At 72.2% G+C, this 13552-nt stretch carries 15 protein-coding genes; 14 read left to right on the forward strand and 1 reads right to left on the reverse strand.

Annotated features, from left to right (window positions below):
* Positions 1-3 precede the first annotated feature (3 nt).
* The 14 genes from ACTJIY_RS11415 (at position 4) to ACTJIY_RS11480 (ending at position 12262) form a co-directional block, all read left to right on the forward strand.
* A complete protein-coding gene (locus tag ACTJIY_RS11415) occupies positions 4-1038 on the forward strand; it encodes a phage tail tube protein (protein WP_440674428.1) in 1035 nt (344 codons plus the stop codon).
* A gap of 1 nt (position 1039) precedes the next feature.
* Positions 1040-1651, forward strand: coding sequence for a hypothetical protein (locus ACTJIY_RS11420; RefSeq protein WP_440674429.1), 612 nt, complete (start codon positions 1040-1042; stop codon positions 1649-1651).
* On the forward strand, positions 1651-2097 hold the full coding sequence (locus ACTJIY_RS11425) for a hypothetical protein (protein ID WP_440674430.1): 447 nt from the start codon (positions 1651-1653) through the stop codon (positions 2095-2097). Before ACTJIY_RS11420 ends, ACTJIY_RS11425 begins: the two co-directional genes overlap by 1 nt.
* A gap of 14 nt (positions 2098-2111) precedes the next feature.
* The gene (locus ACTJIY_RS11430; RefSeq protein WP_440674431.1) at positions 2112-2261 is read left to right on the forward strand and encodes a hypothetical protein; all 150 of its coding nucleotides are present in this window, start codon (positions 2112-2114) and stop codon (positions 2259-2261) included.
* Between the two features lie 18 nt (positions 2262-2279).
* The gene (locus ACTJIY_RS11435; RefSeq protein WP_440674432.1) at positions 2280-4295 is read left to right on the forward strand and encodes a phage tail tape measure protein; all 2016 of its coding nucleotides are present in this window, start codon (positions 2280-2282) and stop codon (positions 4293-4295) included.
* Positions 4296-4308: 13 nt separating this feature from the next.
* Positions 4309-5229 (forward strand): phage distal tail protein, encoded by a 921-nt coding sequence (locus ACTJIY_RS11440; protein ID WP_440674433.1) that lies wholly within the window; start codon positions 4309-4311, stop codon positions 5227-5229.
* Between the two features lie 54 nt (positions 5230-5283).
* A complete protein-coding gene (locus ACTJIY_RS11445; protein ID WP_440674434.1) occupies positions 5284-6459 on the forward strand; it encodes a hypothetical protein in 1176 nt (391 codons plus the stop codon).
* 9 nt (positions 6460-6468) lie between these two features.
* Positions 6469-7506, forward strand: a complete 1038-nt coding sequence (locus ACTJIY_RS11450; RefSeq protein ID WP_440674435.1) for a tail fiber domain-containing protein — start codon at positions 6469-6471, stop codon at positions 7504-7506.
* Complete coding sequence (locus ACTJIY_RS11455) at positions 7503-8414, forward strand: hypothetical protein (protein ID WP_440674436.1); 912 nt, start codon at positions 7503-7505, stop codon at positions 8412-8414. The genes ACTJIY_RS11450 and ACTJIY_RS11455 overlap by 4 nt, the downstream gene beginning before the upstream one ends.
* An 11-nt stretch (positions 8415-8425) precedes the next feature.
* Positions 8426-10225, forward strand: coding sequence for a glycosyl hydrolase family 28-related protein (locus ACTJIY_RS11460; protein ID WP_440674437.1), 1800 nt, complete (start codon positions 8426-8428; stop codon positions 10223-10225).
* Positions 10225-10701, forward strand: a complete 477-nt coding sequence (locus ACTJIY_RS11465; RefSeq protein ID WP_440674438.1) for a hypothetical protein — start codon at positions 10225-10227, stop codon at positions 10699-10701. The genes ACTJIY_RS11460 and ACTJIY_RS11465 overlap by 1 nt, the downstream gene beginning before the upstream one ends.
* Before the next feature lie 78 nt (positions 10702-10779).
* Positions 10780-10914: a hypothetical protein gene (locus ACTJIY_RS11470; RefSeq protein WP_440674439.1), complete on the forward strand. Its 135-nt coding sequence runs from the start codon at positions 10780-10782 to the stop codon at positions 10912-10914.
* On the forward strand, positions 10914-11774 hold the full coding sequence (locus ACTJIY_RS11475; protein WP_440674440.1) for an N-acetylmuramoyl-L-alanine amidase: 861 nt from the start codon (positions 10914-10916) through the stop codon (positions 11772-11774). The genes ACTJIY_RS11470 and ACTJIY_RS11475 overlap by 1 nt, the downstream gene beginning before the upstream one ends.
* 2 nt (positions 11775-11776) lie before the next feature.
* Positions 11777-12262, forward strand: a complete 486-nt coding sequence (locus ACTJIY_RS11480; protein WP_440674441.1) for a hypothetical protein — start codon at positions 11777-11779, stop codon at positions 12260-12262.
* A gap of 398 nt (positions 12263-12660) precedes the next feature.
* On the opposite strand, the gene ACTJIY_RS11485 is transcribed toward ACTJIY_RS11480, so the two are convergent.
* The gene (locus ACTJIY_RS11485) at positions 12661-13539 is read right to left on the reverse strand and encodes a DUF2637 domain-containing protein (RefSeq protein WP_440674442.1); all 879 of its coding nucleotides are present in this window, start codon (positions 13537-13539) and stop codon (positions 12661-12663) included.
* Positions 13540-13552: the final 13 nt, after the last annotated feature.

The raw sequence follows: 13552 nt of genomic DNA on the forward strand, positions 1-13552 counted from the left end.
ACCATGGGCATCCAGAGCGACTACACGGTCGGGCTCGCCACCGAGACGACCTACGGCACCTACACGGCGCCGTCCCGGTTCCTCGAGGCGGACGCGGCCCTCAAGGAGTCCGTCGAGACCGCGCAGGGCACAGGCATGCGCCCCGGCCTGCGCGTCGCGCGAGCGAACCGCCGCGCGATCGTGAAGCGGTCCTCCGAGGGCGAGATCACCCTCGACGCCCCGACCCGCGGCCTGGGCTACCTGCTCGCCGCGTTCTTCGGCGTCTCCACTATCACGGAGACCGCGGCGGACTCGGGCGTGTTCCAGCAGGTGCACACGCTCAAGCGCGAGGACTGGGGGCCCTCGTACACGATCCAGCAGGGCATCCCGCGGCTCGGGTCCTCGACGACCGACGCGTACACCTACCTCGGCGCGCAGTGCTCGACGCTCTCGCTCGAGGCGGCCGCCGACTCGATCGTCGCCGTCACGACCGGGTGGGTCGCGCGTGAGCTCACGATGGACGAGGCCTACGCCGCCCCGTCCTACGCCGCGGAGTTCGACCTGTTCACGTTCGTGCACGGCGGCCTGTACGTCGGCGGGGACGCCTTCACCGCCCCGACCGCCACGGCGCCCGCGTCCGCCGGCACCCCGCTCGCCTCCGTCCGCTCCGCCTCGATCGCGCTCGACAACGGGCTCGACGAGAACGGGTGGAACCTCGGCAACGGCGGCCGGCGCTCGCGGCCCGCGGCGTTCACCGGCGGCAAGGACGACGGCGTCAGCGGATCCTTCGAGATCGAGTACACGGGCCGCGACCTCACCGACGCCTACCGCGACCAGGAGCAGCTCACGATGCTGCTCAACTTCGAGGGCCCGGCGGAGATCGCCGCCGGCGTGAAGCCGCTCCTGCAGATCGCGGTGCCCGCGATCTACCTCGACGGTGACCTGCCGACCGGCAACGGCGGCGATGTCATCACCGTGTCGCACGACTGGACCGGCCTGCAGGGCACCGACCCCGAGCCGGTCTACGCGGTCTACCGCTCGCTGGACACGGCGTACTGACATGGCCGGCACGTCGTCGGGCTCGGCCGCCGCGCAGGCCGCGGCCGGGCTCGACTTCGAGCTCGACACGTCGAACCTGCGCGAGGTTCTCGCCGCGGTCAAGGAGTTCTCCCCGAAGCTCGCGCGCGAGCTGCGCCGCACGCTGCGCTCCGTCGGCGACGACATCATCGCCGACCAGCGCCAGCTCCTCGCCGGGGCCCTGCCCGGCTCGATCGCGGTCACGGGGAAGAAGACCCGGCTCGTCGTCCCCAAGGACGGGCGCAAGCCGTACCTGCGCCAGGTGAACGTCTACGAGGAGCGCGAGCGGGTCGCACGCGACCGCAACCGCGGGATGCGCAAGGCGATCGGGGCCGGACTCAAGACCCGGGTCGTGACCGGCAAGACGCGGCAGGGCGTCTCGGTGCGCACCGACCGGCGGATCTCCGGGCCGATGGCCCAGGCGTGGCAGGCGAAGCGTTTCCGCCACCCCGTGTTCGGCGGGGAGCAGTACGTCAACCAGGCCGGACAGCCCTACTTCTGGGGCCCGGCCGTCGCCGGCCGCGACGCGGCCGCGAAGAAGATCGACGAGGCGATCGCCGCGGCGATCACCAAGATGACCAAGGGAGGCGCCTAGTGCGCATCATCATCGACGGCCAGAGCGTCCGGGCCGTGAACCTCAACGACGCCCCGGGGCGCGCCGTCATCGCGCTGCAGCAGCAGTCCGGTCTCGGGATCGACGACATCGTCGCGATGAACGGCGACAAGACGAAGCAGACGCTCATCACGAAGATCGTCGAGTTCCTGTCCGAGCACAACCGCGGGCGCTACCTCACCTGGGACGAGGTCCTCGACAAGCCGATCCCGCAGATCGAGGCCGACCCCGGCGACCCCGGCGTGCGCGACGCCGAGCCCACCCAGGGCGAGGCCGAGGACCCTACGTCAGCGTCGACGGCTTCCCCGTCGGTCGACGCCGCCGCCGCTCCCAGCGCACCGCCGGTCGTGACCCGCGCATCGCTCAGCTCTACCGCGACGAGCGATGGCTCGACGACCAGATCGACGCCCGACTCCTCGACCTCCTGACGATCTTCCCCGGCATGACGCCGCGGGAGGTCCTCGAGCTCCCGTTTCGCCAGTGGGTCGCGATGGCCCTGTCCGTCGACGAGCACCGCAAGGCGAAGCGTGAGAAGGCCCGCCAGGCCCAGCGCAGCGCTCGCGGCACCGTCACCCGCGCTCGTCGCAGGTAGCACCGAGAGGAGGCCGCCGTGGCGAACGCGAAGGACTTCGTCGTCAACATCCTCGGCGACGACCGCACCGCGAAGGCGTGGGAGTCCTTCAAGGCGAACGCCGGGAAGGCGGCCGCGGCCGCCGCCGCGGCGTTCGCCGGCAAGGAGATCGGCGAGGCGCTCGCGGCGAACATCGACTCCGCGGCGCTCGAGGACAAGGTCGCTGCGTCGCTCGGCGCGTCGGCGGCCGAGGCCGAGCGGTGGGGCGCGGCCGCGGCGGGCGCGTACCGGGGTGCGTGGGGTGAGTCGATGGACGAGGCCTCGGCTGCGGTCGAGGCCGTCGTGGGGAACATCGGCGGGATGCGCCAGGCGGCCGAGTCCGACATCCAGGCCGCGACCGAGAAGGCCCTCGCGCTGTCGCAGGCGATGGGCATCGACGTCGCCGAGTCGACGACCACGGCGGGCATCCTCATCAAGAACGGGCTCGCGAAGGACGCGACCGAGGCGTTCGACCTCATGACCGCCTCGTTGCAGCAGATCCCGACGTCGATGCGCGGCGAGGCCCTGGACGCGCTGAACGAGTACAGCGTGAACTTCTCCCAGCTCGGCCTCTCTGGTGACCAGGCCATGGCGATGCTGGTCAACGCGTCCGCGAACGGCGGCATCGCGATCGACAAGACCGGGGACTCCCTCAAGGAGTTCACGATCCGCGCGACCGACATGTCGACGTCGTCCGTGGCCGCCTACGACGCTCTGGGGCTCAACGCCCAGGAGATGTCCAACGCGATCCTTGCCGGCGGCGACACCGCCTCCGGGGCGTTCTCGACGATCGTGTCCGGGCTGCAGGGCATCACCGACCCGGCGACGCAGGCGAACACCGCGATCGCTCTGTTCGGTACCCCGATCGAGGACCTCGGCACCGCGCAGATCCCGGCGTTCCTCGACGCGCTCGGGGGCGCGCAGACCGGCCTCGGGGACACCGCCGGCGCCGCGGACGCCATGGCCGCGACCCTGTCGGGCAACCCGAAGGCCCGGGTCGAGGAGCTGCGCCGCAGCTTCGAGGGGTGGAAACAGGACCTCGTCGGGATGCCTGGCCCGGTCGGTGACATCGCCGTCGGGGTCCAGGCGTTCGGTGGGGACGCCGCCCAGCTCGCGACCACGGTCGGCATGGGCGTCGTCGCGCTGAACAACATGAAGCTCGCGACCGTCGCGACCACTGTCGCGACGACCGCCGGGAAGGTCGCCACGGCGGCCGCTACGGCGGGTCAGTGGCTCTTCAACGCGGCGATGCGGGCGAACCCCCTCGGGCTCGTCCTGACCGCCGTCACGGCCCTCGTGGCGGGCCTCGTGTGGTTCTTCACCGAGACCGAGACGGGACAGAAGATCGTCCAGGCCGTGTGGGGTGGGATCAAGCTCGCGATCTCCGCCGTGACGGACTGGTGGCAGAACACCGCCCTGCCGTTCCTCACCACCGGGTGGGAGGTCATCAAGGCCGCGTTCAACGAGGGCAAGGAGACCCTCACCAACGTCATGAACCTCATCTGGGATGCGATCAAGAAGGTGTGGGAGTGGTCCCCGCTTGGCCTCGTCGTCTCGAACTGGGACGCGATCGTCGGATTCGTCAAGGAGCTGCCCGGCAAGATCGGCTCCGCCGCAGCCGGCATGTGGGACTCGATCTCCGACAACTTCAAGGGCGCGCTGAACAAGGTGATCCGCTGGTGGAACGACTTCAAGGTCGAGCTCACCGTCCCGGACAACGCCCTCACCTCGGCGATCGGCCTTGCGGGTGCCGGCTTCACGATCAACACCCCGAACATCCCGCTCCTGGCTGACGGCGGAATCGTCACCCGCGCGACGCTCGCCATGGTGGGAGAAGGCCGTGGGCCCGAGGCGGTCGTCCCGCTCGACCGCCTCGGCGAGTTCATCTCGAACGTGAACCGCGCGGCCGGCACCGACAACGCCGGCGTGCGCGGCCTGCACATCGAGAACTACTACGCCGGCAGTGCCAGCGCCCACGAGCTCGCGGATGACCTGGCATGGCGTCTGCGGGTATGAGAGGAGACGCCCCGTGACCGAGGCACTCGCCAGCACCCTCTCCACGGTGCCCGACCTTGAGCCGTGGCAAGCCCAGCTCGGGTCGCTGCGGCTCGGGCCGGGCACCCCCTACGAGTGGGCCGCTCTCTCCGGCGTCGACGAGCTCCCCGCCCTGCGGACCAACGACACCGACCGTCCCGCCGCACACGGCACCTGGACGGGCGACGACCTCGCATCCGGCCGCACCATCGAGTTCACGATCGAGATCTCCGACGAGCCCGAGCTCGCGGTGTCTCTCGACCAGGCGCTCGCCGACCTGCGTCGCGTGTTCGTTCCGACCCCGCGCGGCGTCCTGGTGCCGTTCTGGATCAACATCCCGCGTCGGGGCGCCGTCATCTGCTGGGCGGTGCGCGTGCGCCGCCGCCGGATCGTGACGGACCTGCAGTACGAGATGGGCCTCGCGGTGGCCGAGGCGCAGCTCTTCGCGCCGGACCCGGTGGGGTACGGGCCTCAAGAGTCGACCTCGGCGCGCTTCCCGGAGCTGGTGGGCGGGCTCGCGTTCGACCTGTTCACCGACGGTGCAGCGGACACCGGGTTCCTCGAGTTCGGGGAGCGCGGCGAGACAGGACGGGTGCGGCTACGCAACGACGGCGACGCGGACGCCTACGGCCTGTTCCACGTCGAGGGCCCGGCCGTCGAGGGGTTCGAGCTCGTCGCCGTGGGTGTGGGCCGGCGGATCCGGTGGGAGGGGTCGCTGTTCCCGGGCGATCTGCTCACTGTCGACCCGGCGCGCGGCACCGCGCTCCTGAACGGTACGGCCGACCGGTCAGGTCTCTTCACGCGCCGCGAATGGTTCGCGGTCCCGCCAGGGAAGGAGCTCGAGGTGCAGTTCCTCCCCGTGGGCGCGTCGACCGGCGCGCGCCTGTCCGTGACCTACTCCTCGGCGTGGTGGTGATCCGTGGCCGAGATCATCTGTGGAGAGCTGCGCACCGGGCGCCGCCTAGCCACCGTGCCCGTGTCGGATGCGTCGTGGTCGGTGAAGCACCGCGCGGCGGGCGACGTGTCGTGCACAATCCCGCTGGAGATCGACGAGTACCGCAAGGCGATCATCGCGACGACCGGCCTCTTCCCGGCGCTCGCGCTGGTCCCGGGCCCGGACCTGACGCCGGAGTACCCGTCCGTGACGTCGTCCCCGGACTCGCAGTACCGCACGGACGCGCTCGCGTCCCTGGACCCAGCGCGGTGCTTCCTCGCGGTCGTCGAGGGTGACCAGGTGCTCGAGGCCGGCCCGATCTGGTCGCACGACTACGACGACGACACGCGCCGCCTCACGGTCCGCTCGGCGGGCCTGTGGTCGCTGTGGGACCACCGCATCGTGATGAAGGTCCTCGCTGCGGGGGAGGACCCGGCGGGGTCGTCCCTGTCGTGGTCAGGCCTGTCGCTCGCGACGATCGCAAAGCGGCTCGTGCAGACCGCGCTCGCGCACGCGGGCGGGTCGCTCCCGCTGGACCTGCCCGACGACGTCGCCGGCGGATCGGAGCGCACCTACCCCGGCTTCGAGCTCGCGAACCTCGGGCAGCGCCTCACCGAGCTCATGGGCGTGATCGACGGCCCAGACATCGCGTTCCGCCCCTACCTCGCCCCGGACCGGCTCGGGATCCGGTGGCGCATGGTCGCCGGTGACCCGCTGCTGACGCAGTCGGGCGCGGACTGGTCGTGGGACACCTCGACGGCACGCGGGTCGACGACGGGCCTGTCGATCTCCCGGGACGCGACCGGGCTCGCGTCGCGCTGGTGGATGGCCGGTGACGGGGTCGAGGTCGAGATGCCGATCGAGCTCGTCGCCTCGTCCGAGCTGACGGACGCCGGCTTCCCGCTCCTGGAGCAGGCCGAGTCCCGGTCGTCCGCGTCGGACCGGGCGACGCTGCGCTCGTGGGGCGAGGCCAACCTCGCGCAAAGTGCCAGGCCTTGGATGACGTGGAAGTTCTCCGCGCGCCGCGACGTGTACCCGCTGCTGGGGCAGTACCAGCCCGGCGACTGGGCACGCGTCTACGTCCCGGGCGGGCACCCGTACCTGCGGGGCCTGCTCCCCGAGGGGCACTACCGGACCCGGATCCTCGAGATCTCCGGCGGCCTGGACGACTGGGTGTCGATCACGTGCGCCCCAACCCCCGAGTACAGGTGAGGAGGGCACGTGGCTGACGCGTACACGCCCCCGGCGGCGTCCTCGCAGTACCCCACCCAGCGCACCGGGCTCGAGGCCGTGGCGGCCGAGATCCGGGGCGTAAAGCGCCGCCAGGACGAGTCCGAGCGGTCCCGCACCCTGCAGTCCGCGGCGATCTCCTCCGGCGGTCTCGTCGTCAAGGACGGCGGCTCGGTGACCGTGCAGGGCGGAGGGGGCGTGCGCGTCGAGGACGGTGGAGACGTTGTCGTCTCTGGCGGCGACGTGGAGGTTCAGGACGGCGGTTCGCTGAACGTCCGTCAGGGTGGGCGCGTTTCCGGCCACCATCCTGACGGTTCCGAGGGCGCCCTGTTCGGACCGCTCTACGACGCGGAGACAGGCGACCCGTCTGGCGTCGGGCTCCTGGTGCAGGCGCCAGCATCTGCCGGAGGCGGCGACATCTTCAAGGCGAAGTACGACGTGCCTGGAGGTCTTGGACGCCATGTGCAGTTCGGGGAGACGGAGTATCCAGTAGACGCGTTCTGGGTGCGTTCGGGCGACATCTGGCTCCGGTCCGAAGGAAGCACTGGGACGGGCGGTGCTGCCCCTCTGGTGCTCTCATGCGCAGGCGACGTCTCGATCTACTCCGAGACGGGACGTCTGCGCGTGCCGTGGACGAACGCGTCGGCTGCGGCGAACGTCGCTCTCGACGCGGACGGGATCATCCAGCGCGTCTCCTCGGCCCGCAAGTACAAGCAGGACGTCAGGGACTACGACGCGGACCCGGACGCCGTGCTGGCGCTGCAGCCGCGGTCCTGGCGGGACCGGGGCGAGGTTGAACGCGACCCCGACACCACGAACCGCTACGTCGGGTTCATCGCGGAGGAGGTGCACGACGCGGGTCTGACGGACCTCGTCGTGTACGACGCCGACGGCAACCCCGACGCCCTGTCCTACGACCGGTTCCCCGCGGCGCTGCTCGCGCTGCTGCGCCGCCAGCAGGACCAGATCGACACCCTCACGCGCGAGCTCGGCGAGCTGCGTACCCGACTGCCCGAGGAGGCACCATGATGCAGCGCGGCCTGTTCGTCCGCGGGGACGACACCAGGGGCACGAGCCCGGTCGAGGCGCGCAACGCGCTCGCGGGCCTGGTGACGCCCTCGGACGTGGGCGGCGTGCTCACAGGTATGGTCGTCGCGGGTACGGACGGGTGGGCCTACCAGGTCGGTGCCGGGGTGGCGACGGTGGTGCGCGGCGCCGGGGACGGCGTGATCGTCATGGGGAACGACGCGGCCCTGTCGGTGGTGTGCGACCCGGCGCCGGCGTCCGGTGCACGGTATGACCTGGTGTGGGTGCTGCACCACGACGTCGACGGCGGGGACACGGACTCCGAGGCCCTGGGCGGTGTCACGTCCGGCACGGCTGCTGGCACCCCCACCAAGCCGTACACCGCGGTCCCGGCGGGGGCGACGGTCCTGGCCGAGTGCCTGCTCTCCTCGGACGACGTGTCCACCGCCGGTGCGTCGATCCAGCAGGTCGCGCGGCGCGTGGTCGGGCGCGGCGGGCTGGGCCGGTACCCGAGCACGGGCGCGCGGGACGCGGACGCGTCCGCGCGCGACGGGGACGCCGCCTGGGTCGACGACGTGCTGTACGTGCGCGTGGCCGGCACGTGGCGGGTGCTGTGGCGCGACACCGACTGGGTGCTGCCCGTCACCTACGGCAACGGCTACACCGCATACAACGGGTCGGGGTGGCAGTCGATCCGGTCCCGGGTCGTCGGCGGCGTCTGCTACGTGAACGGCGCGTTCCAGCGCGCGACGGCGTGGACGCAGGGGCAGGCGATCTGCCAGCTCGTGACCGGGCACCGGCCCGCGTCTCGCGTGCAGGGCGCCGGCTGCCAGATCGACGCAACCGGCAACGTCCTGGTGAACCAGACCGGGACCGGCGCGGGCTCGATCTCGGCCGCGTTCCCGGTCTGAGAGGGGGCGACGTGGGATTCATCTGGGTCGACGGGGTCACGCCCCTGTCCGCGGCCAACCTCAACGAGCTGCTGCAGCTCGCCGACGCGCCCGCCGTCGTCGCCGACGGCATCGACGAGGCGATCGTGTCCGGCGCGCTCGTCGAGCCGATCAACCTCGCCGTCGCGATCACGGGCGGCGTCTTCAACGTCCTGGCCTACGGCGCCGTAGCGAACGGGTCCACCGACGCGACGGCCGCGTTCCAGGACGCGGTGAACGCCGCGGCGGCCGCCGGGGGCGGGGTCGTGTACGTCCCGTCGGGCACGTACTACCTGTCCGGGGTCGTGCAGCTCGCGGACGACATCACGGTCCGCGGCGACGGGGACACCACGGTCCTGTCCAAGCGGGGCGCGGTGTCCTCCGGGGTGATCTTCCAGGGCGCGTCCGGTGCCGCGCAGGGGTACGGCGCCGGCCCGTCCCGGGTCGTGCTCGAGCGGTTCCGCGCGGTCGGGTCCTACGCCGCCGCGCAGACCGGGTGCGTCGCCCAGCTCCACCACTGTCGTGACGTCGTCGTGCGCGACGTCGTCGTCGACGAGCTCATCGGCGCCGGGCACGGCTTCGACCTCATGGGCTGCGACACCGTGTCGTTCTACCGGTGCGCCTTCCTCGGCGTGGACGGGTCGCGCATCTTCACCGAGGCGATCCAGACCGACGCCTCGCAGGCCCGCGGCTTCACGATCGCGGACGACCCCGCCGGGTGCGACGGACTGCCCACGGTCAACGTCACCGTCGACGGGTGCAGCTTCCTGCCGAAGGTCGTCGGCGGGACGACCTACTACGCGCCGAACCCGATGGGCACGCACACCGGCGTGGAGGGGCAGCGGCCCTCCGGCTACCGGTTCACGAACAACGTGGTGCGCGGCTGGCAGGGCGACCTCACATCCGCCTACGCCGGGGCGCTGCACTTCGCCGTCGGCGTCGACGGGCTCGACATCGACGGCAACGTCTTCGAGAACAGCGGCGGGCAGGTCGGGCTCGCGATCAACCTGTACCGGGGCGCGTACCTGCTCCCGATGGACCAGGTGCAGAACCCGAACCCTCCCGCGGCCCCTGAGTCCGCGAACCCGCTCGTCCCGCTCAACACGCGCATCACGCGCAACACGTTCACCGGGTGGACGAACACCGGCGTCGACGCGGCCAACGCGATCGTGCAGGTCCAGGGCGACCAGCGTGCCGGGTTCCCGCGCGCGGACAACGTCATCATCGCGGACAACGCGTTCCCGAGCGCCGGGTCCGGGGTCGCGTCCTCGCCCGCCGCGATCCCCGTGCACGTGCGGTACGCCACTCGGGTCCGCGTCACTGGCAACGCGACCAGGTACGCGTCCAAGGGGATATGGGTGCGTGACGCCTCGCAGGTCACGATCACGGGCAACGTCGTCGCGGACTCGACCACGACCGCGACCGACGGCGGCGGGATCCGCTGCACCGCCGTGGACGACCTCACCTGCACCGGCAACACCCTTACCGGGGTGAAGGACCCGCTGTGGTTCAACGCGTGCAACCGGGCCACGATCTCCGGCAACGCCGCCCAGGCGCTCGCCGGATCGACCTACGGCATCTACTACACGACGTCGGCGTCCGTCGCGACGATCACCGGGAACACGGTCACCTCGACCGGGACCGTCACCCGAGGGATCTACATCTCGAACGGGGCGAACAACGTCGTCGCGACCGGCAACTCGATCATCGGCGCGTTCACGAACCCGGGCGTCACCACCTCCGGGTCGACGAACGTCGTCGTCCCGGCCGGATCGAACGCGACGGGGACCTGATGAGCGACGCCGTCATCATCCAGCTCATCACGACCGGGGGACTGATCGTCGTCGCGATCCTCGGAAACCGGAAGCTCAACCGGATCGGCGCGGACGCGAAGGCGACCCGTGACCAGGCCGAGAACGAGCACGCCGAGGCGGAGTACCCGAACCTGCGCGACGAGCTCACCGCGACGCGTGAGGTCGCCAAGCAGGCGCTCAGCGAGTCGAAGGCCGCGAAGGGTGCGACGCACGGCCTCACACGGCAGGTCGCGCGGCTCGTGTCCTGGCTCGAGGACCTCACGACCGGGTCAGAGTCCACGGACGACGCGATCGAGCGCGTGAAGACGTCCGGCGCCCGCGCGCTCGCGCGCGCGGTCGAGGAGCGTGACGAGAAGTTCGCCGAGCTGCGCGAGGAGATCCCCCGCGTGATCCGCGACGAGCTCGCCCAGCACGTCGCTGACTGCCCGCTGCGCAACCCGCCCGCCGGCACCTGACCCTCACCACCCACCAGGCGGCCCGGACCGGACTACTCCCCGGCCCGGGCCGTCGCCATGCCCCGAAGGAGGGCCCCCGTGAGCACCGACCCCAGCACCGAGCGCGACGACCTCGACTGGTCGCGCGAGCGGGACGGGCGCATGCGCGACGCCGCGGCCACGGACGACGCCGTGCCCACCCGTCCCTACGACCCCGACCAGGACGACGACTGATGCCCCGCATCACCCGCCTGCCCGCAGCGCTCGCCGCGCGCGGGCTGACCGTCGAGCTCGTCGACGGGTGGGAGGCCCGCGGCAGCGCGGACTTCGATCCGCAGGGTGCGGTCTGCCACTGGACCGCCGGCGCGCGCACCGGTGACCGACCCTCGCTCAAGGTCGTGCGCGACGGCCGCCCCAAGCTGCCCGGCCCCCTCGCGAACGTCTTCCTCGCCCGCTCCGGCGTCGCAGTCGTCGTGGCCGCCGGGCGCGCGAACCACGCCGGCGAAGGCGGGTGGCGCGGCCTCACCGGGAACCGGTCCGTCTGGGGCACCGAGGCCGAGTCCGCCGGCGACGGCGACTGGACCGACGCCCAGCGGTGGGCCTACCCCCGCATCAACGCCGCGTACTGCGACCTGTCCGGCTTCGGGCCCGACATGGTGTGCGGCCACAACGAGTGGGCCCCCGACCGAAAGATCGACATCCGCGACTGGGACATGGCGCGCATGCGCACCCAGATCGCGGCCGTACTGCACCAGGAGGACGACATGGCCGGAGTGGACACCGACCGACTCAACGACGCGGTGGACCGGATCCTCGGCATCCTTCCCCAGCGCTACGACGCGGCCGGCAAGCCCGCCCGCGTCCTGGACACCCTCGACGGGCAGACCCTTCGCGCCGACATCGCCGCATCGACGAAGCGGACCGTCGCCGAGACGTCCGCCGCCTACCACCAGCTCGTCGCGCTCGTCAGCGGGCAGCCGGGCACCGACCTCGACCCGGGCGCGTTCGCCGACGCCGTCCTCGCCGCCGTCGGTGACGACCTCGCCGGCGCGTTCGTCGACGCCCTCGCCGACCGCCTCAACCAGAAGGGCTGACCATGACCACGTCCTCCCAGCAGGAGTACCCCCGCCGCGCGTCCTGGCGCACCGCGGCCCAGACCGTCATCTCCGTCGTGCTCGTCCTCGGGATCGTTGCCCCGCTCGTCGCAGCGATCCTGTCCGACGAGCTTGGCGGCTACCTGCCCGACGCGTGGCTCGCGTGGGTCGTCGGCGCGGCCGCCGTCCTCGCGGCCGTCGCCGCGGCGCTGGCCCGGATCATGGCGATCCCCGCCGTCGACGCCTGGCTGCGCCATCTCGGCCTCTCCTCCACACCGACCCTCACCGTGCCCGACGCCGGCGGCGTGCACGACATCACGACCCTGGCCGCGGCCCCCCGCCGCAAGGGCGACCACGTCACGACCGACTCGGGCAGCGTGTCAGGCGTCATCTTCTACGCCGAGCAGCGCGAGGACGGCTGGCACTACGGCGTCCGGCTCGACGGCTCCGACACGGTCGCCATGTACCGCGAGGCCGACCTCGCCTGACCGGCCCCGCACGCGAACGCGCCCCCGCTCCTCCCACACGGGAGGGGCGGGGGCGCTTCGCCGTATGTCGAACAGGTGTTCGAGCGGTGCGACGATGGTCGGATGGACGTACAGCGATGGCCGGGGTGGGTCGAGGTTCGGCGCGGGCGATGGCTCAAGGTCCCGCCGCGCCAGTGTCCGGCGTGCGCTTCCGCGTGGGGGTTGCACCGCGGCCGTCCGGGCGAGGGGTTCGTCCGGTGCGGGTGCTCTGAGCCGTGGTGGCACACGCTGTGGACGTGTCCGGTGTGCGGGGCGCTCGCCGCGGAGGGGTGCGCGGACGTCGTCCGGTGGCAGAACCACACGACGCCGGTCGGCGCGGACCCCTCGCGGCGGTGGGCGGTCCCCGCGTGGACGGACACCTAGACAGCGAGCAAGACGGCGTCCGTGTCCGGTGTCCGGGTGTCCGTCCGCTCGGCCCGGACGGCGGACACGCGGGCGCATACGCTCGTCCGGCCGAGGCCGAGCTCGTCGGCGATCGCGCGCCCGGACATGTCCGTCGTCAGCGCGAGGCGGTCGATCTCCTCGAGGCGCTCGGCCACGCGTCCGCGCGCAGCCGTCCGGAGCGTCCGGACGCTGTCCCGGTGTCCGCTGTCCGTCCGAGTGTCGACCGCCTCGGTGTCCACGGTGTGCAGCTCGGGCGTGCGCTCGACGACGAGCGCGACCGGCGCGACGTCGCCGACGACGGCGGGCGCGTCCGCTTGTCCGGCGCTCGCGGACGCTGGCGTGGTGTCCGCGTCCGTCGCTGCCGCGGTGTCCGCCGCGGTGTCCGCCACGGCCGCGGCCATGGCGTCCGGGCGCGCGGCGACCGCGACGTCCACGACGACGTGCGCGGCGGCCAGCGTCATGAACGGGAACATGCCGGCCAGCGCCGCGCCGACGGCTCCCTGCCAGCCCTGCGGGCCGGCGTCCCAGGCGTGCGCGGCGTTGATCGCGGACGACACCGTGGTGAGCACCCACACGAGCGTCCAAGCGAGCCGGGCGCTCTGGCCGCGGTGCGCGCGCAGGAGCGCGGCGCCGACGTAGACGAGCATCGCGACCTCGAGCACGACGGGCACGAGCCACGCGAGCCGGGCCGGGAGCGCGACCCACGGCGCGGCCGCCGAAAGCCCGGTGAAGCTCAGCGTGAACGAGGCCGCGGCGACGGCGACGAGCACGAGCAGCAGCCCCGCGAGCATGACGCGGTTGTCGGGGTTGATCCGGGCGGACGTCGTCGAGCGGGGCGTGGCGGTGGTGGTCATGGCGGTGGTCCTC

It is taken from the genome of Cellulosimicrobium sp. 22598 (assembly GCF_052044445.1).
Taxonomy (GTDB): Bacteria; Actinomycetota; Actinomycetes; order Actinomycetales; family Cellulomonadaceae; genus Cellulosimicrobium; species Cellulosimicrobium cellulans_G.